The following is a 17,380-nucleotide window of genomic DNA, read 5'->3' on the forward strand; positions in this document are numbered from 1 at the left end:
TCAATGGTAATCGGGCTGGCATTCTGGCTCCTGACGCTCTCGACCTGCGCCTATGCGTGGACGCGGGGCGGAAGGGACGGGCGACTTGCCGCCGGACTGATCCTTGGCGCCTCCCTCCTCAGCGTTCCGGCGACCCTCATCGGGGCGCATTGGGCACGAACCGAGCAGGCCGTGTTCGTGATCGACATCGCGCTTCTCGCAGGGCTCTACGCCCTTGCACTTCGAAGCCAGCGCTATTTCGTCATCTGGCTCGCCGGGCTTCATCTCGTCGCGGTGATCAGCCACATGAGCACCCTCCTCGCACCCGACTTCGCACCGCGCATCTACCGGGCACTCAGCAACTTCTGGGCTGTGCCCATGTCGCTCGTCATGTTCTTCGGCATTCGTGCCGACGTGCGCTCCGCCTTCCTCGGCAACGGGATCGGCGATGCTTCTCAGGATCCAACAACGTGAACCGACAACTCCTCCGTGCCGTCGACGACGCTGCCGAAGCGCTCGAGTCCAGGGAGGTGCCGGGCGAGCTGTTTGCGCAGGTCATCGACCTGCTCGAGGCGATCACCGCACGCAGCCGCGAACAGGCCGAGCAGGCCCTTCTCGCCTCGTCGATGACGGTCGCCGAGCGCCGGAAGCTGGTCCTGGAGCTTGCCCGCGATGAGCGTGACAAGCGGCAGGAGCGGCAACGCCACTTCGCTCGCGCCCTGTTTGGCGAGCCGGCTTGGGAGCTGCTGCTGGCAATCTTCATCAGCGAGGGCGAGGGCCGCTCGCTCGCCTTGTCGAAAGCGGCCGAGCTGATCGATCACCCGCTAACCACCACGATCCGCTGGGTCGAGTATCTGGAAGCCTCCGGCCTCCTCATTCGCGAGCGCTTCGGCGCCGACCGCAGGGTGATCAACATCCGGCCGACGACGCGGGCGATCGCGCAGATCGAGGCTTACTTCCTCGGCGAGAAGGACGATCTCGACTCCGAGCCTGCCGAACCCCGCCTGTTCGGTCGGGGATCATCCACCGCACGCGGCTAAGCCGCCAAGCTAGGCTCCAGGAAAGCCCGCAACCTCACGAATCCGGCGCACGACATCCTCGAGACGCGCGGCAAGGTCGGGCGGAGCCGAGCTCTGATCGAGCAAGGCGATGGCCTGGTCGACGAGGGTCGCGGCCTGAAGGAGGGTTTGGGGGTCAAGGGACATGCTGAACTCGCTAGGAAGCCTTGCGCATAGGTAGCTGCCCCGTTCCCGCAACGCTGGTCAATGGAATGTATCAATCGGAGACGCGGCCAACCCGGATGCATCCATTCGGTCTTTGCGTCCGTGCGGTGACAATCAGGGCGCGAAGCGTTCTGGCTGAGCCTCCGCCAGAATCAGGCTGAAATCGCCGGCAGCGTCGGTCCATTCGCGGATTGGCGTCCACCCCCCGGCAAGCAGCAGCAAGCGTCCCCCGCGCGGGCCGTACTTGTGGCTGTTCTCCGAGTGGATGCTTTCGCCTGCTGCCATCGCGAACGAGCGGCCAGCGACTTCGAAGGTGACGTCGGCCGTCGCGACGAGGTGCATCTCGATGCGGCTCATAATGTCGTTCCAGCGCGCCTCGTGAACGAAGCTTCCAACCGGAATGGTGCCGTCCAGTTCGCGATTTATGCGGTCGAGCAGATTGAGGTTGAAGGCGGCAGTGACGCCCTCGGGCTCGTCATAGGCGGCGACCAGTCGCTCGACCGGCTTCACCCGGTCCATCCCGATCAGCAGCAGCGCGCCGGTGCCGAGCGTCGTCCGGAAGTGGCGCAGGAGATTGGTCGCGCTCCACGGCACGAAGTTGCCGATCGTCGAACCCGGGAAGAAGCCCAGCACCTTTTCGCCGTGAGCGCTGTCGGGCAGGTCCATCGCCTCCCCGAAGTTCGCTTCGACCGGATGGATGTCGAGATCAGGAAATTCTCCGGCAAGTCCCTCGGCCGCCTCGCGCAGATAGTCGCCAGAGATGTCGACCGGCACATAGCGGAGGGCGTCAACTGCCCGGAGCAGGATCGGAGTCTTGGTCAGCGAGCCCGCACCGAACTCCACCACTGTCCGGCCGGCGCCGACCGCCTTGGCCACCTCGGGCATGATCCGCTCGAGCAGCCGGGTCTCGGTCGCGGTCGGATAATAGCTCGCAAGCCGCGTGATGTCGTCGAACAGCTCGGACCCGCGGCTGTCGTAGAGCCAGCGCGCGGGGATCGCCCTTGGCAAGCTCGACAGCCCGCGCAGAACGTCCTCCCGGAATTGAGGATCGACCGAACTAGACGTCGCGAGCAAGGCGGACTCCCGTGAACTGCCAGCGCGCCGCCGGCGGAAAGAAATTGCGATAGCTGGCGCGGCTGTGACCACGTGGGGTCGCGCAGCTTGCGCCCTTGAGCACCATCTGCCCGGACATGAACTTGCCGTTATATTCGCCGACCGTGCCCTCAGCGGGACGGAAGCCGGGGTAGGAAAGATAGGCCGACCCGGTCCAGTTCCAGACGTCGCCGAACCAGTCGCCGCCCGCGGCCGGAAGCACGGCCCCGGCACGGTCCAGCTGGTGGCCGCCCGCCGCGTCGGCCAGGCGCGCCCGGTCTTCCCACTCGGCTTCGGTCGGCAGCCGCGCGCCTGCCCAGCGGGCAAAGGCGTCGGCTTCGTAATAGGAGACGTGCGCGACCGGGGCTGCCGGGTCCCGCTCACGCCGACCGGCAAGCGTGAAGTGGCTTCCGTCCTTATTCCAGTAGAGCGGCCCCCGGATGCCCTCGCGGGACACCCAGTCCCAGCCTTCGCTGAGCCACAGGCCGGCCTTGTCGTAGCCTCCGTCGGCGATGAACTCCTGCCACTCGCCGTTGCTGACGCAGCGGCTGGCAAGCGCATGCGGATGGAGGAGGGCGCGATGCCGCGGTCCCTCGCAGTCGAAGGCGAAGCCACGACCGTCCGTGCCGATCTCGACCACTCCGTCACGACCCGGCAGCCAGGCCATCGGCGCGGCCGCGACACGCTCCCTCAGCGGAAGCGCCGCGTAGGCGGGCTCCAGCGGATTGGCGGCGAAGGTCGAGAGGATGTCGGTCAGGAAGAGTTCCTGATGCTGCTGCTCGTGATGGATCCCGAGCTCGATCAGGGTCAGCGCCTCGGCCCCAAGCGTCGGCAGCGACTCCTGCACTGCCTCGTCGACCCGGGCGCGCCAGCCGCGTACCTCGTCGAGACTTGGCCGCGTGATCATTCCGCGCCGTCCGCGCTCCAGTCGGGCGCCTTCGCCTTCGTAATAGCTATTGAACAGGAAGGCCCAGCGCTCGTCGACCGGGCCATAGCCCGGGACATGGTCGCGCAAGACGAAGGTCTCGAGGAACCAGGTGGTATGCGCCAGGTGCCACTTGGCGGGCGATGCGTCGATGTTGGGCTGGATGGTCGCATCGGCGTCGCTCAGCGGCTCGGCCAGCGCCAACGTCAGCGCCCGCGTCGCCTGCAGTCGCTCGCCGAGGCTTCGATGCTCTTCGATCCCCTGCCGTTGCTCAGCCTTCAACCATCCACTCCCGGAAAGGCGTCCGACTTCAACAGTCTGGCGAGATGCGCCGTGCTCGACGCTAGCAACTTTGCGGTGGATTGCACTTCGTCGGGCACCTTGGGAAGATCCTTGAAGTCCGTCTTGTGCATCGCTTCGCCAACCCAGTAGCAGGCCGCGGCCGGCGGCACCGTCCAGCCCACGTCGTTCAGTCCCTGGAAGAGGTCGGCCGTCACGCGGTGCGCGCCGTCCTCGTTGCCGACGATCGCCGCCACGACCAATTTGCCGAAGCTTGGATAACGACCCTTGTCGTCGGCCTCGCTCAGGAACGCGTCCATCCGCTCGAGCACGCTCTTGCCGATGCTCGACAGCTGGCCGAGCCAGATCGGCGTACCGAAGATCAGGACGTCGGCGGCGAGGATCTTGGCACGAAGCTCGGGCCACTGGTCGCCGTCGCCCATGTCGCTCTCGACACCCGGCAGGATGCGATAGTCCGCCAGCCGAAGCGTCTCGGTGAGCGTCACCCCGTGCTTGCCGAGTTCGCCCGCGACCAGCTCGATCATCTTGTCGGTCGAGGACGGCTCCCCGTCAGACTTCTTGAGCGTGCAGTTGATGGCGACGGCGGTCAGCGCGGGGTTGGTCATGGGGCAAGGGTCTCCGTGGCGGACGAAGGATCGTCACCGCCATGGAACGAAGCTCGCGGCTTTGGGTGCCGTGATGCCGCCCTGCCCTTTGGTCCCGGGCTAGCGCTCGCTCAGATAGTAGCGGTCCACACGGTTCAGCGCCTCGTCGAGCTCGTAGACGATCGGCTGCCCGGTCGGGATCTCAAGCCCGGTAATGTCGGCGTCCGAGATGCCCGACAAATGCTTCTCGAGCGCGCGCAGGCTGTTGCCGTGCGCCGCCACCAGCACCCTCTTGCCCGCCTTGAGCGCGGGAACGATCTCCGCCTCGTAATAGGGCAGCACCCGCGCGATCGTGTCCTTCAGGCTTTCCGTCGCCGGTACCGCGATCCCGGCGTAGCGACGGTCCTGCTGAAGGCTCGCATAGGCACTGTCGGCCTCGAGCGGCGGCGGCGGCACGTCGAAGCTTCGGCGCCAGATCTTGACCTGCTCCTCGCCGACCTTGGCCACAGTCTCGGCCTTGTTGAGCCCGGTCAGCCCGCCATAGTGCCGCTCGTTCAGCCGCCAGTCCTTCACCAGCGGAAGCCACAGCCGGTCCATCGCTTCCAGCGCCAGGTTGGCGGTGCGGATCGCGCGCTTCTGGACCGAGGTGAAGACGAGATCGAGGTCCATTCCCTTGTCGGTCAGCAGCGTTCCCGCCGCCTTGGCCTCCGCGACCCCCTGCTCGGTCAGGTCCACATCCCACCAGCCGGTGAAACGGTTCTCGAGGTTCCACTGGCTCTGGCCGTGGCGAAGCAGGATCAGCGTCGGCATGGGTGTCAGCGCCGCTCCAGCTCGGGCACGATCTGGTAGAGCGCGTCGAGGCAGCTGTGGGCCAGCGCCTTGCTCCGCTCGGGGCTCCAGCCATGGTCGGGATCGGCCAGCGGCTGGTGGTCCTTGAACGGCATCTCCAGCGTCATCGAGACGCAGCCGAATCGCTCGGCCAGCTGGGTCGTCGACATCGACAGGTTGGCCTGGCCCGGCCGAGCCAGTTCATAGCCCTGCTCGGTCTGGAAGTCGGGGCAGATCCGCTCGAGCGTGGTCCCGAACAGGTCGTAGAGTTGGCTCTGCCGCTCGGTCAGCGAGGGAATGCCCTCGAAGCCCGCGAGGAAGTTGGCGGCGATCGCCTCGTCGCCGTGGATGTCCATCGCGAACACCGGCGGATCCTTGTCCATTGCCTCGCGGACGCACAGCACTTCGGGGCTGCGCTCGGCGGTCGGCGCATGCCACTCGCGGTTGAGGTTCACGCCCGCAGCGTTGGTCCTGAGGTAGCCGCGGCGGCTGCCGTCGGGATTCATGTTCGGCACCACATGGAAGGTGCAGCGGCTGAGCAGTGCGCGGGCGACGGGATCGTCGGGATCGGCCAGTTTCTCGAGCGCGCCTTCCATCCACCATTCGGCCATGCTCTCGCCCGGGTGCTGGCGGGCATAGAGCCACACGGTGGTCGCGCCCTCGCCCAGCGTCAGGCAGTCGATCGGCTGCCCGTCGAGGCTGTGGCCGAGCGTCCGGTGGGTGACATCGGGGAGGCTGGCGATCAGCGCCACGAGGTCGTGGTGCCGCTCCATCGAGTAAGGCGCGAAATAGGCGACCCAGAGGACGCCACTTTCCGGGGTTACGCGGATGGTCAACACGCCGTCGGCATAGCTGGTGTCGGCCAACGTCCAGGTCTCGCGGTCGCTCGACACGCGCGCGCTGTAGCCGGGCCAACCCATCGGATAAGCCGAATCGGCGCAGTTGGTGATCCTGAGGGTCAGTGCCTCGCCTGCCGCGCCGGAAACCCGGAAGTGGAACCACTGGCGGAACTCGCCGCCGGCATCGTCGACGATCTCGAGGTCGAGGGTCGTGCCCTCCTGCTTGATGAGGCGAATGTTGCCGCTGTCAAAGGCGCTGCTGACGGTGATGGACATGGGGAGCGCCCTTAAGCGGTCACGCTTCCAGAAGAAAGGCGTCGTGCATCTTTCCGTCGAGCACCGCCGACTGCAAGGCCGCCATCTCGTCGGCCCAGTAGCGATCGGCTTCGAGGTGTGGGCTGATCCCCCGGACACGCCCGTGAAGACCCGCAAGCGCCGGTGAGGTCGTCAGCGGCGCATGATAGTCGACCCCCTGCGCCGCCGTGATCAGCTCGACCGCCACCACGCCGGCCGCGTTGCGCGCGACGCTCGCCGCCTTGCGCGCCGCGATCGGCGCCATCGACACATGGTCCTCCTGCCCGGCCGAGGTCGGGATCGAATCGACCGAGGCGGGAAAGGCGAGGCTGCGGTTCTCCGCGACCAGCGCGGCCGCGGTCACCTGCGGGATCATCAGCCCGCTGTTGACCCCGCCGTCGTCGGTAAGGAATGCCGGGAGGCCGCTCATCTTGGGATCGACCAGCACCGAGATCCGCCGCTCCGACAGGCTCGCCACTTCGCACAGCGCCATGGTGATCGTGTCCGCCGCGAAGGCGACCGGCTGGGCATGGAAGTTGCCACCCGAGATCGCGCTGTCCTCGTCCTCGAACACGATCGGATTGTCCGTGACCGCCGCCGCCTCGATGGTCAGCGTGCGCGCGGCATTGTTGAGCAGGTCAAGGCTCGCGCCCATCACCTGCGGCTGGCAGCGGAAGCTGTAGGGATCCTGCACCCGTCCGCAGCGATGATGCGAGGCGACGATATCGCTACCATCGAGCAGCCGCGCGATCTCTGCCGCCACTTGCTCCTGCCCCGGCTGCCCGCGAAGCGCCGAGATGCGCGGGTCGAACGGCTTGACGCTCCCCTTCAGCGCATCGACCGACAGCGCCCCGGCGCCGAGCGCCGCGCCGAACACGCGCTCGGCTTGGAACAGCGCGTCGAGCGCCAGCGCCGTCGAGAATTGGGTCCCGTTGATCAGCGCCAGCCCCTCCTTGGGCCCGAGCTCGAGCGGCGTACGACCCATTCGCTGTAGTGCCGCCGCGGCCGGCAGACGCTCCTCGCCGAGTTCGATCCAGCCGAAGCCCATCAGCGCCGCGGTCATGTGGGCGAGCGGTGCGAGGTCGCCGCTCGCCCCCACGCTGCCCTGGCTCGGGATCACCGGCATTGCGTCGGCGTCGACCAGCGCCTGGAGGGCGTCGACGACCTCGATCCGCACTCCGGAATGGCCACGCCCGAGGCCAAGCAGCTTGAGAAGGATCATCAGCCGCACGACCCTCCGCGGGCTCGGCTCCCCCAGTCCGCAGCTGTGCGACAGGATGAGATTGCGCTGAAGCTCGGTCAGCCGGTCCTGCGGAATGCGCTCCTGCGCCAGAAGCCCAAAGCCGGTGTTGATCCCGTAGACCGTCTCGCCGCTGGCCACGATCCGCGCGACCGCCTCGGCCGACGCACGCACCCTGGCCAGTGCCCCCTCCCCCAAACGCGCCGGGGCGCCTCCCCAGAGCGAGCGAAGGGCGGTGAGCGAGATGTCCTGCGGATCGAGCATATGCATGCCCCCGCTTAGTGCCCTGGGACGAAAAGCGGGAGTGGCGAAGATTGGTCCCGTTACGCGTCGACGCTGCGCTTCAGCAGTTCGAGACAATCGCCGTCGATTGCCGTGCCGACGGCGTCGGTCATGATCCTCAGCGCCTCGCTCTGCGACAATGCGGCGCGGTAGGGGCGGTCGGAGACCAGCGCATCATAATGATCGCAGGCGGTGATGATCCGTGTCTCGCGGCTGATCGCGGAGGCACCGAGTGCAAGCGGATAGCCGGCCCCGTCGAGCCGCTCGTGGTGCGCCGCAGCGACGTCGGCGAGACCTGCAAGCGCGCCGATCCGCCCGAGGATGGCGCGGGTGTGCACCGCGTGCGCGCGCATCTCGCTCCATTCCTGCTCGTCGAGGCTGCCCGGTTTCTCGAGGATCGTGCTCGACACACCGAGCTTGCCAATGTCGTGGAGCACAGCCGCGCGCCGCAGCCAGCGGGTCCGCCCGCGGTCCATCCCGAACCCTGCCGCCATCCGCTCGCTCAGCTTCCCGACCCGTGTAGAATGGCCCGCCGTGAACGGGCTCTTGGCATCGATCACGCTGCCGAAGGCGTCGGCGATGCAGTCGAGATACTCCTCGTCGAGATGCCGCTCGGTCTCGTGCGGCGCAAGCCGGACGACCCGGCTCTCGATTGTCGGCGAGGACAGGGCGGTCCAGAACAGCGGCGCCGCACTCGCCTGCTCGAGCGCTCGGACCAGCGCCGGATCGAGCCACACGCCGCTCCGCCGCCGCGCCTCGTCCAGCGCGGCGCTGGGCCCGGCATGGACGTGAAAGACGTCCACCACCTGCGCCAGCAGCGCGATGCGCGAGAAGAGCGGGATCGCCTCCGACTGTCGCCGCTCCGGGCGGCCCGAGCCATCCCAATGCTCGTCGAGATGGTAGATGCCGTCGCACACCGCATCGGAGAAGCGCAGGGTCCGGGCGATGTCGGCGCCCCTCGTGCAGCGCGAAACGATCATCTCCTGCGCGATCGCACCACCATTGCGAAGGATATTGCCGATCGCCGCCGCACGCTGTCGCAGCGGTCGCCCCCGCGCAGTCTTGCTGAAGACGAAGTGGAGGGTCGCGGCGAGGCTCGTTCCGACGGTCTTGTAGCCCTGTTTGAAGGCGCGGTCGTCGGCTTCGTACAGCTCGCAGATCCGCGCGGCATTGCTGCTGCAGCCGAGGTCCTTGAGCAGCAGCGTATAGTAGAGATCGCCCATCTCTGCCGAAGACAGGCCGATGATCCGCCCGATCTCCATGCCGATCCAGCAGCTGCGGATCGAATGGCCGGCGGGCTGCCCCTCGGTGAGGTCAAGCGCATAGCTGAAGGCGGCGATGACTTCTGCCCGGCTGACCGCCGGGACCGTAAGCGACTGGTGAAGCATCGCACCGACTTGGACGCGTCTTCTTAATCTCGCTCCTAATGAAGAAGGTTAACCGCTTCGCTCGCCGTTGGGTCGCGCACGCTGCTAACGCTGGGCGACGGTCACCTCGACGCAGCGTTCGGGCCGGCAGGCCAGTTCGCGGTCGACCAGTTGGCGTGCGCGCTGGATCGAGGCGGACGCGACATCGTCGGCATGGGTCAGGACAATCAGCGGCGGCGGCGTCATCCCGTTCACCACGCGGAGGAAGTGGGCGACCATAGGCTCAGCCACGGTCCGGCCATTCCACTGCCATCCGCCGGGCGCCACGTGCAGGCGGTTGACGGGCCCGGGTCCGCTCGGAACCGCGCGGGCCTGCTTCCAATGCCCGAGCGGCGAATTCGCCGCGCCGTCGGGCGTCATCGACATGAACAGGGTTGCAGCCACCACAAGCGACATGATGCACGCTCCTCCGACCGCAAACCCAAGCTGCCGCCGCGAGTAGCGGCCCTCACCGCGGCGCTTCTCGCCTTCCGCGCTCGGCGGCTACGGTGCCACCCCGATTTGCTTGGACACAGAATTTCCGGTGGGGTTCTCGGCCGCCGCCAGCACGCGGGCCGCTTCGCGGCTGCTCCCAACGCCAAGCTTGCGCCGAGCGCCGCGAAGCCGCTCGTTGACGGTGTGTACCGACAGTCCAAGGTAGGTCGCGATCGACTTGGCGTCGTGACCCGCGAGGAGCAGCCGAAGCGCGGCTTTCTCGCGATCGGTTAGGGAGGAGACGCCGGCAACCATGGCCGCACTGTCCTCCGGAGGGCGACCACGCGCAAGAAGCGGCATGTGATCGATGCCGCGCTCGGCCCACTAACGCGCGAATTTCAGGGTGTCGTGGTCTCGCGCCACGCGCCGGGCGCGAGCCCGTCGAGGCTCCACTCCCCGATGCGCCAGCGGACCAGCCGGAGCGTAGGCAGACCCACCGCCGCAGTCATCCGCCGGACCTGGCGGTTGCGGCCTTCGCTGATGGTCAGCTTCAGCCAGCAGTCGGGCACGCTCTTCCGGAAGCGAACCGGCGGGTCGCGCGGCCAGAGGTCGGGATCGGCAATGTGATTGGCCCCGGCCGGACGGGTCAGGCCGTCCTTGAGCTCGATACCACGACGGAGGCGGAGAAGCTGCGCCTCGTCGGCTTCGCCCTCGACCTGCACCAGGTAGGTCTTGGCCATCTTGAACCGCGGGTCCGCGATCCTCGCCTGGAGCCGGCCATCGTCGGTCAGCAGCAGCAGGCCCTCGCTGTCGCGATCAAGCCGGCCGGCAGGATAGACGCCGGGAATGTCGAGATGATCGGAGAGCGTCGCCCTGGCCTCGGGCGAGCCCCGATCGGTGAATTGCGACAGCACGCCATAGGGCTTGTTGAACAGGATCAGCCGAGCCATGCGCCCCTTTGGTCGTGCGCGGCGGCGGCTGCAACGTCCGTCATCCTGCCGCGGCTATCGCCGGGCCTTGCGGCTCGGCGCAAAGAGTTCGCTCCAAGCGAACCGCGCCTGCCTGCTGATGACGCTCGCGCATGGCGGGGCTCGCGAGGCCCCGCGCGCTTCCTAGGGGCGACCGCGGATCGGTTCGCAGGCGAGGCCGTCCATGTCGCCGTCCATCCAGGGGCGGTAGCCGGGCTCGCCGGCGCGGATCGGGGCGAGGCCGAGGCGGCGGATCTCGTTGCAGCCGCGGTAGGTGACGCTCGCCTCGCGCTTGGTCAGCGGGCGGGTCTCGCTGCGGGGCGGATAGTCGTAGGGACGCGCATCCTGCGGCGCGGCGACCAGCGGCACCAGCGGGAGCAGGGCCGAGGCGGCAAGGAGAAGCTTGAGCATGGCCCGAGCCTAGGATCGGTCGGTGAAGGAAGGTTTAAGGGACCGCCCCTCCCCCCTCGTTCAGGCGCCAGGCATCGTCCCGGGGCGGAGGTAGGCGAACATGTGCGGGACGAAGTCCTGCTTGCCCAGCGGAACGCCGGCGCTGCGCAGCAGGGCGTAGGCCATGTCGGCGTGGAAGGCCGACTGCGGAAGCACCCAGTCGCGGACGTAGGTGGCGCCGGTCATGTCGAACACCATGCCCATCGGAAGCGCATGGGCGAGCGGGCGGTCGGCGGCGGAATCGAGCTCGTCCGGACCGACGCCGCGGAGGAAGGCGATCGCCTGCCCGAGGATCGCGCGGAGGTCGGCAAGCGAGCCCGGCTCGTCCTGCGCCATGGCCGCATGGGTGCGCAGCGCGGTGGTCGCCTCGGGTGTCTCCTCGCCGCGCAGCCGGTGCACCGCCTCCTGGGCGAGGAAGGCCGCGATCCGGACCTGGCTGTGGAGCGGGAACATGTCGACCGCGAGCCGGACGGCGAGCAGGTCTTCGGGATCGTTGCCGTGGGCTCGCGCATGCGCCTCGCCCTTGTCCAGCCAGCCGCCGAGCGCGATCAACTGGTTCGAGAGAGTGGGGACGAGGAGGTCGGTGAGGGTCATGGCCAGGTCCTAGCCCGGCCTTCCGCGAAGTTCACGAAGTTCTCGAAGTTCACAGGGTGCGGGGGTCTCGCGCCGTTTTCCCTCCGGACCCGATCATCCGCGCAGGGCATGACAAAGGGAAGCGCAGGACGAACCATATAGGTTGTTTACTGCTTGAAAGCCTACAAGGCAAGCGGGATGGGTCGGCCTCTTCGCCGGCTCGGGCGACCGAAACGCTTCCCGCCGTTGTGCGCGTAGGCGTCGATCTGCTGGCGAACGAGGAAGTGGCCGCGCCGGGTCACCAGCGCGGCATCCTGCCCCTTCCCGCTCAGCCGCGCGAGAAGGCGGGGCGGAAGGGTTCGCGGCGGGCGCTGTCGGGGATGAGGCTGCCCTTGAACTTGCGGTTCATCAGCGCGGCGCCGGCGCTGCTCTGGCAGACCAGCCGGGTGCCGCCGTCGGGCAGGCGCTCGAGCGCGGAGATCCCGACGTCGGCCGCGTCGCACTTGGCGATGACGTCCTTCTCGGGCAGCTTGAGGAAGAGAACCCGGCTCATGCGTTGGCCGCCCGGCGGCGCGCCACGATGCGCTGGCCATAAGCCTCGAACAGGTCGAGATGCGCCTGGGCCGAGGCCTGGCAGGTGGCGGCGCGCGCCCGCGTCAGCGACACTCCGCGGCGCCAGTAAAGGTAGTTCATGTCCATGAGGTGCAGCTCCATTGCCGGTAAGCAAGAGCGCGTAAAATCTCTCAGCCGCACGGGCTTACAGGGCCGATCCGTGCGATGGGGAGGATGTAGCACGGATGGTGCAATTTCCCTAATCGCGCGGCGCCAAATCGGCGACAGTGGTGGTCCCGCGTTTGACAAGGTCTGGGACCGAAACTAGGAGCGCGCCTCCGTTCAACCCAGTGGAGGTCGCGAGAATGCTGAAATTTCGCCTTGCGCCTCGTGAAGCGCCACTAGGCTTCTAGGCCTACGCATTGCGCGGCCGCCCATCGCGGCGGCTTCCCAGAGCAGCGACACAGACGCGGGGCGAGGATCCCCGCCGGGGTCTTTCAATGAACTACGTGCGTTTCATCACGCCGTGGTGGCGCGTGCGCCGCCAGGTGGACTGCGGGCCGTTCGGTCCGGCTTACGAGGCATGGCGTGACCGCGACGTGCCCGAAGTGCTGCGGGTCGCGATCGGCGAGGAGATCGACTGGTTCGAGCGGCATCTGCCGGTCCCGGGCCGGCAGGCGTTCCGGGTCAAGTCGTGCCGGCGCTGGCGCTCGGACGGGATCTGCTGGTTCCATGCCGAGGCGCGCGAGATGATCGCGCACGCCTTCGTGCTTGCGGCGCTGCTCGAGGAAGTGGGGGTGCCGGTCCGCAAGGCCGCGACCCACCGCCCGGGCACGATCCTCTACCGCGATGCCTATCAGATCGTGGCGAAGCCGATCGAGGCGACGCCGACCCTCTACCACTGACCCGCTCCCGTCCCGGCCCGGTGCCGGGGCGGGAGCCAACCCCCGAGGAGACGAACGATGACGACGAACCATGACGAGCTGCCCTGCTTTCGAGCGGATAGCCAAGCGGCGTAAGGGCTTCCCGAGCGAGACGCGGGTCAAGCGCGGGCTGCGCTTCGTGCGCGGCGGGACAAAGGAGCTGATCGAGAAGCTCGGCCGCAACGACCCCTGCCCGTGCGGCTCGAACCTGCGGTTTCAAGCGCTGCTGCCTGACCAGCGGCCGCTTTCGATGGGTCGGAGCGGAAGGATTACTGGCGGTGAAGGGCGTGGGTCGCTGCCAAGGCCAGGCACGGCTCGGGTTTAGTAGTCGAAATTTGCATGCAGCAATACTCAGTTCCCCTGTGCTTTGAGTTATACCTGCAGGCAGGTGCTGCACGGGGATCGAACGCGACCTGATCGTTTCGGGAACCAACAAATCCTTCGTCCGCCGCCGTGACTAGGTTGCCATCCGCGCTCCCCGATCAAGCTGTTCAACCGCAGGGTAAGAACTTCTAGGATAAAGATCATGTCTGTCGCTTAATCGCGTTTGCGGCGTTGATCTGTGACGCTACTCTCTCGCAAATGCTGATCTAACATGGAGTAAGTGTTGGCGAGTTGGTCCGAAGCAGTGTTGGCAGCGGTTCGGCGGCATGTGCGCAAGACCGGCTCGACAATATTTAGCCGCCAAGGACTTCTTGACGCGGAGATGGAAGCCATCGTCGCGGCGACCGCTTCGATTGGGGCGACCCCGTGGCAGACCCTAAGCCGCGTGCTTCAGGAATTGCGCGATGGCGGCACGATCGAATTCGTAGGTGAAGGCGTTTATAGGTACGCTGGACAGCCGGTGACAGAGGATTCAGCAGGTCCGACAAAGGGCGTTTTCGTTACCGGCCCACATTCAATCTACGACGATCAGCCAGAAAGATTTTACCGCTTTCCGCCGACTTATCTTACTGCGGCGCGTCGAATGGTAGGTCAGTGGATCGTTTATTTGGAGCCCAGGCGCGCTGGCGGACGTGGGTTTTGGGCCGTCGCAAAGGTGAGCAACATTGAACGGGATTCCGAACGTCCGGGCATGTTTCTAGCTTTAATTGAGCCAGGCAGTTTTCTTGAATTTGGGACAAGCGTTCCCTTCAGCATTGATCGGCTCCCCATGGAGCGCGCACTGCTTAATACCGACGGCAGCATCAAGGGCAGCAAGCAACTTGCGATCCGTGCCCTAAGGAACGCGGACTTCAACCGAATTGTTGAAGTCGGCTTACTGGACCCCGAACCCGAACTGCCGAGAGTTGGCGAGGCTGAGCAGATACCATCTTTTCTACTTGGCCAGCCTGATCAGGAAGAGTTCGAAGGGCCGATCGATCGTGCAAAGATGCTCGTCAGCCGAAAGGTGCGCGATGCCAAGTTTAGACGCGCAATTCTCCACGTATACGATGGGCGATGCGCGTTAACGGGGATGCGTTTAGTTAATGGCGGAGGTCGATTAGAAACCGAAGCAGCGCACATCATGAGTGTCGGAGATGGAGGCCCGGACTCAGTTTCGAACGGCATCGCATTAAGTGGGACAGCTCATTGGATGTTTAACCGCGGCCTCATCTCTCTTAACGATAATGGTCACATTTTACTGTCCGGCAAGATTAACGATCGTGACGGAATCGAAAAGATGCTCCTGCCGGGGCGTCAGGCCAACTTTCCGGCTGGGGCTTACCGACCACATCATCGCTATTTGTCTCACCATCGTGAGCGCTTCGGATTTGAAGTATAGATAGCGTGACCCCGGGTAAATCCCGGGGTCACGGCACTTCGTGGTGCTCCTACTCCGCCGCCACCGTAGCTGCGTCGAACAGCCCACCCTCGGCCTCGGCCTCCGGCGCGTCGTTGGCGATCTTGGCCTTCTGGCGGTTGTCGAAGTTGCTCCAGACGGTGTTCCAGTCACCCCGCGTCGCGGCCTTGGAATATTCGGTGGCGCGCTGCTCGAAGAAGTTGGCGTGCTCGACGCCGTTGAGGAGCGGTGCGAGCCAGGGGAGCGGATGTTCGTCGACCATGTAGATCGGCTGGAAGCCGAGCTGTCCCAGGCGCCAGTCGGCGATGTAGCGGACATACTTCTTGATCGACTTGGCGGTCATGCCCTCGACCGGACCCTGCTCGAAGGCGAGGTCGATGAAGGCGTCCTCGAGGCGCACCGTCTTCTGGCACTGGTCGATGATCGCTTCCTTGACGTCGGCGGTGAGGCAGTCGCGCTCCTTCACGAAGGTGTGGAAGAGCTTGATGATGCCCTCGCAGTGGAGGCTCTCGTCGCGGACCGACCAGCTGACGATCTGGCCCATGCCCTTCATCTTGTTGAAGCGCGGGAAGTTCATCAGCATCGCGAAGCTGGCGAACAGCTGCAGCCCCTCGGTGAAGGCACCGAACATGGCGAGCGTCTTGGCGATGTCGGCATCGGTGTCGACGCCGAAGGTGTTCAGATAGTCGTGCTTGTCCTTCATCTCCTTGTACTGGAGGAAGGCGCTATACTCGCTCTCGGGCATGCCGATGGTGTCGAGCAGGTGGCTGTAGGCGGCGATGTGCACCGTCTCCATGTTGGAGAAGGCGGTCAGCATCATCTTGATCTCGGTCGGCTTGAACACCGAGCCGTACTTGTCGTGGTAGCAGTCCTGCACCTCGACGTCGGCCTGGGTGAAGAAGCGGAAGATCTGGGTGAGGAGGTTGCGCTCGTGCGGGGTGAGCTTCTGCGCCCAGTCGCGGCAGTCCTCGCCCAGCGGCACTTCCTCGGGCATCCAGTGGATCTGCTGCTGGCGCTTCCAGAACTCGAACGCCCAGGGGTATTCGAACGGCTTGTAGGACTTGGAGGCGGAGAGAAGGGACATCAGCGGTCTCCCATGAAGGTGATGACGGTGGCCGCGCCGAGGATGGCGGCGCAGAAGGCGATGGTGAGAAGGGTCCAGCGGCGGCGGGCCGGGGCGAGCTCGGGCGCGAGATCGACGTCGCCGGCGCGGCGGCTGTTGATCAGCGACAGGCCGACGACGGTCAGGAGCATGAAGGGCGTGCCGTTGGCGACCACCGGGGCGGTCCAGCCCGCCTTGCCGGTGATGTAGAGGAGGAAGCCGGCGAACCCGACCACCTCGAGCGCCACCCCGCTCCACTGGACCCAGTTGAAGGGTCGCGCGGGCGCCAGCGCCGGGCTCGGCGCATAGGGGTCGTAGGAGGAGGACTGACGGTAGCTCACCAGAAGAACCTCCCCTTGGCCGAGCTCTTGCCGGCGCGTTTCCGGAACATCTGGATATACATCCAAAGCCCTGAAAATGCGAAGAAAAGAAGGGCAAACCCACTCATCAACGAAAGCACGACCCCGAGCGGCCCGAACTCCTCGCCCGAATGCAGGTGATGGAGCAGGCCGACGTTCCACCCGCCCGGCTGCGGCTTCGGGCGGCAGTTCATCGTCTCGGGGCAGACGAAGTCGGCAGGGACGGCCGGCGGCGGCGCGGCCTCCTGGCGGGCGTCGTTCACGAGGGCGCCGACCTGGCTGAGGATGCCGGTCGAGGCGATGAACAGGATGAGGACGCCGAAGAAGACGCTCAGCCAGCGGTGCCAGCGACGCATCAGTGCCCCCTCCCGGCCAAGGACGAGGCGAACCGCCGGGCATCGAAATCCGGGACGGCGCGTTCAGCGGGCATCACCATCTCAGGAGAAGAACCACCATGGCCGACAGCAGCCAGATCCGTGAACATATGGAAGTGATCGGCGCCGACGGAGCCCACGTCGGCACCGTCGACAAGATCGAGGGCGAGCGGATCAAGCTCACCAAGAAGGACAGCGGCGCCGAGATCGAGGGCGCCGAGGGCAGCCACGCCGGACACCATCATTTCATCCCACTCGGCCTCGTCGCCGAGGTCGAGGGCGACCAGGTGCGCCTGTCGGCCACCGGCGCCAATGCCGTGACCTTCGTCGAGGAATAAGCCTGCCGCTCCCCCGTCCCGCCGGTGGCGGCGGCGGGGGACTGGAAGCGGCGCCGTAAGGCACCGACCGAGGAGGGCCGGAGCGGTCACTGTGCCGCCTCGTTGGCGAACTCGGGATAGGGCTTGGTCGTCGAGTAAGCGATGGCGAAGCCCGACAGGACGAGGCCGAAGGCGAGCGCCATCATGCCGGCGATGAGCAGCCCGGTGCTCTTGCGCGATTCGCCCGGCCGGCCGCGGAGCGCCGCGATCAGCATGATGAGCCCGGCCAGGCCGGCGACCGCCCCCACGGCGACGAACAGGATGTTGGTCCCGGTCATGACTTGCGGCCGCCAGCCGCGACTCCGCAGGAGAAGGCGCCGACCCCGAGCGCAAAGCCGAAGTTGTACCAGCCGCCGTTGTTGGGAACCGCGTAGATGGTGATGCTGTCCGAGAAGAGCGAGCCGATGAACGAGAAGAGGATGATCCAGCCGTGAAACAGTCCGTGCAGGAAGCCGGGCGCGCCGGTCTCCACGGCGGCCGGCACCTGCCGTG

26 protein-coding genes are annotated in these 17,380 nt (G+C 66.4%); 6 read left to right on the forward strand and 20 right to left on the reverse strand.

Translation table 11 applies throughout. From position 1 onward, the window contains the following. Nucleotides 1-3: 3 nt before the first annotated feature. Entirely contained in the window at nucleotides 4-453 is a 450-nt protein-coding gene (locus ABD727_RS13660; RefSeq protein WP_344707937.1) for a hypothetical protein, read from the forward strand. Beyond that, nucleotides 450-1,019 carry a hypothetical protein gene (locus ABD727_RS13665; RefSeq protein WP_344707938.1) on the forward strand — a complete coding sequence of 190 codons (570 nt, stop codon included), beginning with the start codon at nucleotides 450-452 and terminating at the stop codon, nucleotides 1,017-1,019. The genes ABD727_RS13660 and ABD727_RS13665 overlap by 4 nt, the downstream gene beginning before the upstream one ends. Before the next feature lie 9 nt (nucleotides 1,020-1,028). Here ABD727_RS13665 and ABD727_RS13670 read toward each other — a convergent pair whose 3' ends face one another. From ABD727_RS13670 to ABD727_RS13740, 15 genes are all read right to left on the reverse strand, one after another. Continuing rightward, nucleotides 1,029-1,184 (reverse strand): hypothetical protein, encoded by a 156-nt coding sequence (locus tag ABD727_RS13670; protein ID WP_344707939.1) that lies wholly within the window; start codon nucleotides 1,182-1,184, stop codon nucleotides 1,029-1,031. Nucleotides 1,185-1,316: 132 nt separating this feature from the next. Beyond that, nucleotides 1,317-2,276 carry an L-histidine N(alpha)-methyltransferase gene (gene egtD / locus ABD727_RS13675; protein ID WP_344707940.1) on the reverse strand — a complete coding sequence of 320 codons (960 nt, stop codon included), beginning with the start codon at nucleotides 2,274-2,276 and terminating at the stop codon, nucleotides 1,317-1,319. Next, nucleotides 2,260-3,501 (reverse strand): ergothioneine biosynthesis protein EgtB, encoded by a 1,242-nt coding sequence (egtB, locus tag ABD727_RS13680; protein ID WP_425566794.1) that lies wholly within the window; start codon nucleotides 3,499-3,501, stop codon nucleotides 2,260-2,262. The genes egtD and egtB overlap by 17 nt, the downstream gene beginning before the upstream one ends. Next, nucleotides 3,498-4,124: a flavodoxin family protein gene (locus ABD727_RS13685; protein ID WP_344707941.1), complete on the reverse strand. Its 627-nt coding sequence runs from the start codon at nucleotides 4,122-4,124 to the stop codon at nucleotides 3,498-3,500. Before ABD727_RS13685 ends, egtB begins: the two co-directional genes overlap by 4 nt. A 99-nt stretch (nucleotides 4,125-4,223) precedes the next feature. Further along, the gene (gene gpmA, locus ABD727_RS13690; RefSeq protein WP_344707942.1) at nucleotides 4,224-4,913 is read right to left on the reverse strand and encodes a 2,3-diphosphoglycerate-dependent phosphoglycerate mutase; all 690 of its coding nucleotides are present in this window, start codon (nucleotides 4,911-4,913) and stop codon (nucleotides 4,224-4,226) included. Between the two features lie 5 nt (nucleotides 4,914-4,918). Beyond that, nucleotides 4,919-6,046, reverse strand: a complete 1,128-nt coding sequence (locus tag ABD727_RS13695) for a M14 family metallopeptidase (RefSeq protein ID WP_344707943.1) — start codon at nucleotides 6,044-6,046, stop codon at nucleotides 4,919-4,921. Between the two features lie 19 nt (nucleotides 6,047-6,065). Continuing rightward, nucleotides 6,066-7,568 (reverse strand): histidine ammonia-lyase, encoded by a 1,503-nt coding sequence (gene hutH / locus ABD727_RS13700; RefSeq protein ID WP_344707944.1) that lies wholly within the window; start codon nucleotides 7,566-7,568, stop codon nucleotides 6,066-6,068. A gap of 59 nt (nucleotides 7,569-7,627) precedes the next feature. After that, the gene (locus tag ABD727_RS13705) at nucleotides 7,628-8,974 is read right to left on the reverse strand and encodes an HD-GYP domain-containing protein (protein ID WP_344707945.1); all 1,347 of its coding nucleotides are present in this window, start codon (nucleotides 8,972-8,974) and stop codon (nucleotides 7,628-7,630) included. 84 nt (nucleotides 8,975-9,058) lie between these two features. Beyond that, on the reverse strand, nucleotides 9,059-9,409 hold the full coding sequence (locus ABD727_RS13710; protein ID WP_344707946.1) for a hypothetical protein: 351 nt from the start codon (nucleotides 9,407-9,409) through the stop codon (nucleotides 9,059-9,061). Nucleotides 9,410-9,496: 87 nt separating this feature from the next. Continuing rightward, nucleotides 9,497-9,742: a helix-turn-helix domain-containing protein gene (locus ABD727_RS13715; protein ID WP_344707947.1), complete on the reverse strand. Its 246-nt coding sequence runs from the start codon at nucleotides 9,740-9,742 to the stop codon at nucleotides 9,497-9,499. An 83-nt stretch (nucleotides 9,743-9,825) separates the two neighbouring features. Beyond that, entirely contained in the window at nucleotides 9,826-10,377 is a 552-nt protein-coding gene (locus tag ABD727_RS13720; RefSeq protein WP_344707948.1) for a pseudouridine synthase, read from the reverse strand. A 162-nt stretch (nucleotides 10,378-10,539) separates the two neighbouring features. After that, on the reverse strand, nucleotides 10,540-10,806 hold the full coding sequence (locus tag ABD727_RS13725; protein WP_344707949.1) for an excalibur calcium-binding domain-containing protein: 267 nt from the start codon (nucleotides 10,804-10,806) through the stop codon (nucleotides 10,540-10,542). Between the two features lie 60 nt (nucleotides 10,807-10,866). Further along, complete coding sequence (locus ABD727_RS13730) at nucleotides 10,867-11,439, reverse strand: DUF1993 domain-containing protein (protein WP_344707950.1); 573 nt, start codon at nucleotides 11,437-11,439, stop codon at nucleotides 10,867-10,869. Between the two features lie 307 nt (nucleotides 11,440-11,746). Continuing rightward, nucleotides 11,747-11,971, reverse strand: a complete 225-nt coding sequence (locus ABD727_RS13735) for a hypothetical protein (protein ID WP_344707951.1) — start codon at nucleotides 11,969-11,971, stop codon at nucleotides 11,747-11,749. After that, entirely contained in the window at nucleotides 11,968-12,111 is a 144-nt protein-coding gene (locus ABD727_RS13740) for a hypothetical protein (RefSeq protein ID WP_344707952.1), read from the reverse strand. Before ABD727_RS13740 ends, ABD727_RS13735 begins: the two co-directional genes overlap by 4 nt. Before the next feature lie 359 nt (nucleotides 12,112-12,470). Here ABD727_RS13740 and ABD727_RS13745 point away from each other — a divergent pair, with 359 nt between their 5' ends. The 3 genes from ABD727_RS13745 (at nucleotide 12,471) to ABD727_RS13750 (ending at nucleotide 14,658) form a co-directional block, all read left to right on the forward strand. Then, on the forward strand, nucleotides 12,471-12,875 hold the full coding sequence (locus ABD727_RS13745; protein ID WP_344707953.1) for a hypothetical protein: 405 nt from the start codon (nucleotides 12,471-12,473) through the stop codon (nucleotides 12,873-12,875). A gap of 70 nt (nucleotides 12,876-12,945) precedes the next feature. Next, nucleotides 12,946-13,218: an SEC-C metal-binding domain-containing protein gene (locus tag ABD727_RS13980; protein ID WP_425566795.1), complete on the forward strand. Its 273-nt coding sequence runs from the start codon at nucleotides 12,946-12,948 to the stop codon at nucleotides 13,216-13,218. Between the two features lie 282 nt (nucleotides 13,219-13,500). Next, on the forward strand, nucleotides 13,501-14,658 hold the full coding sequence (locus ABD727_RS13750) for an HNH endonuclease (RefSeq protein ID WP_344707954.1): 1,158 nt from the start codon (nucleotides 13,501-13,503) through the stop codon (nucleotides 14,656-14,658). A gap of 49 nt (nucleotides 14,659-14,707) precedes the next feature. Here ABD727_RS13750 and ABD727_RS13755 read toward each other — a convergent pair whose 3' ends face one another. The 3 genes from ABD727_RS13755 to ABD727_RS13765 are packed head-to-tail and all read right to left on the reverse strand — an operon-like array spanning nucleotide 14,708 to nucleotide 16,493. Further along, nucleotides 14,708-15,760: a ribonucleotide-diphosphate reductase subunit beta gene (locus tag ABD727_RS13755; RefSeq protein WP_344707955.1), complete on the reverse strand. Its 1,053-nt coding sequence runs from the start codon at nucleotides 15,758-15,760 to the stop codon at nucleotides 14,708-14,710. After that, nucleotides 15,760-16,119: a hypothetical protein gene (locus ABD727_RS13760; RefSeq protein ID WP_344707956.1), complete on the reverse strand. Its 360-nt coding sequence runs from the start codon at nucleotides 16,117-16,119 to the stop codon at nucleotides 15,760-15,762. The genes ABD727_RS13755 and ABD727_RS13760 overlap by 1 nt, the downstream gene beginning before the upstream one ends. Continuing rightward, complete coding sequence (locus tag ABD727_RS13765; protein ID WP_344707957.1) at nucleotides 16,116-16,493, reverse strand: PepSY domain-containing protein; 378 nt, start codon at nucleotides 16,491-16,493, stop codon at nucleotides 16,116-16,118. The genes ABD727_RS13760 and ABD727_RS13765 overlap by 4 nt, the downstream gene beginning before the upstream one ends. Nucleotides 16,494-16,591: 98 nt before the next feature. On the opposite strand from ABD727_RS13765, the gene ABD727_RS13770 reads away from it, so the two are divergent. Then, nucleotides 16,592-16,849: a DUF2171 domain-containing protein gene (locus ABD727_RS13770; protein ID WP_344707958.1), complete on the forward strand. Its 258-nt coding sequence runs from the start codon at nucleotides 16,592-16,594 to the stop codon at nucleotides 16,847-16,849. 86 nt (nucleotides 16,850-16,935) lie between these two features. On the opposite strand, the gene ABD727_RS13775 is transcribed toward ABD727_RS13770, so the two are convergent. Further along, a complete protein-coding gene (locus ABD727_RS13775; RefSeq protein ID WP_344707959.1) occupies nucleotides 16,936-17,166 on the reverse strand; it encodes a hypothetical protein in 231 nt (76 codons plus the stop codon). Beyond that, entirely contained in the window at nucleotides 17,163-17,372 is a 210-nt protein-coding gene (locus ABD727_RS13780) for a hypothetical protein (protein WP_344707960.1), read from the reverse strand. Before ABD727_RS13780 ends, ABD727_RS13775 begins: the two co-directional genes overlap by 4 nt. Nucleotides 17,373-17,380: the final 8 nt, after the last annotated feature.

The organism is Sphingomonas swuensis (assembly GCF_039538045.1).
Lineage (GTDB): Bacteria > Pseudomonadota > Alphaproteobacteria > Sphingomonadales > Sphingomonadaceae > Sphingomicrobium > Sphingomicrobium swuense.

Bases quoted from the DNA above. Each gene is read 5' to 3' on its own strand.
- ABD727_RS13685 (WP_344707941.1), bottom strand. From the start codon at position 4,124: ATGACCAACCCCGCGCTGACCGCCGTCGCCATCAACTGCACGCTCAAG.
- ABD727_RS13720 (WP_344707948.1), bottom strand. From the start codon at position 10,377: ATGGCTCGGCTGATCCTGTTCAACAAGCCCTATGGCGTGCTGTCGCAA.
- ABD727_RS13735 (WP_344707951.1), bottom strand. From the start codon at position 11,971: ATGAGCCGGGTTCTCTTCCTCAAGCTGCCCGAGAAGGACGTCATCGCC.
- ABD727_RS13715 (WP_344707947.1), bottom strand. From the start codon at position 9,742: ATGGTTGCCGGCGTCTCCTCCCTAACCGATCGCGAGAAAGCCGCGCTT.
- ABD727_RS13755 (WP_344707955.1), bottom strand. From the start codon at position 15,760: ATGTCCCTTCTCTCCGCCTCCAAGTCCTACAAGCCGTTCGAATACCCC.
- ABD727_RS13705 (WP_344707945.1), bottom strand. From the start codon at position 8,974: ATGCTTCACCAGTCGCTTACGGTCCCGGCGGTCAGCCGGGCAGAAGTC.
- ABD727_RS13670 (WP_344707939.1), bottom strand. From the start codon at position 1,184: ATGTCCCTTGACCCCCAAACCCTCCTTCAGGCCGCGACCCTCGTCGAC.
- gpmA (WP_344707942.1), bottom strand. From the start codon at position 4,913: ATGCCGACGCTGATCCTGCTTCGCCACGGCCAGAGCCAGTGGAACCTC.
- ABD727_RS13710 (WP_344707946.1), bottom strand. From the start codon at position 9,409: ATGTCGCTTGTGGTGGCTGCAACCCTGTTCATGTCGATGACGCCCGAC.
- ABD727_RS13980 (WP_425566795.1), top strand. From the start codon at position 12,946: ATGACGAGCTGCCCTGCTTTCGAGCGGATAGCCAAGCGGCGTAAGGGC.
- ABD727_RS13660 (WP_344707937.1), top strand. From the start codon at position 4: ATGGTAATCGGGCTGGCATTCTGGCTCCTGACGCTCTCGACCTGCGCC.
- ABD727_RS13745 (WP_344707953.1), top strand. From the start codon at position 12,471: ATGAACTACGTGCGTTTCATCACGCCGTGGTGGCGCGTGCGCCGCCAG.
- ABD727_RS13725 (WP_344707949.1), bottom strand. From the start codon at position 10,806: ATGCTCAAGCTTCTCCTTGCCGCCTCGGCCCTGCTCCCGCTGGTGCCG.
- ABD727_RS13695 (WP_344707943.1), bottom strand. From the start codon at position 6,046: ATGTCCATCACCGTCAGCAGCGCCTTTGACAGCGGCAACATTCGCCTC.
- ABD727_RS13775 (WP_344707959.1), bottom strand. From the start codon at position 17,166: ATGACCGGGACCAACATCCTGTTCGTCGCCGTGGGGGCGGTCGCCGGC.
- ABD727_RS13740 (WP_344707952.1), bottom strand. From the start codon at position 12,111: ATGAACTACCTTTACTGGCGCCGCGGAGTGTCGCTGACGCGGGCGCGC.
- ABD727_RS13770 (WP_344707958.1), top strand. From the start codon at position 16,592: ATGGCCGACAGCAGCCAGATCCGTGAACATATGGAAGTGATCGGCGCC.
- ABD727_RS13730 (WP_344707950.1), bottom strand. From the start codon at position 11,439: ATGACCCTCACCGACCTCCTCGTCCCCACTCTCTCGAACCAGTTGATC.
- hutH (WP_344707944.1), bottom strand. From the start codon at position 7,568: ATGCTCGATCCGCAGGACATCTCGCTCACCGCCCTTCGCTCGCTCTGG.
- ABD727_RS13765 (WP_344707957.1), bottom strand. From the start codon at position 16,493: ATGCGTCGCTGGCACCGCTGGCTGAGCGTCTTCTTCGGCGTCCTCATC.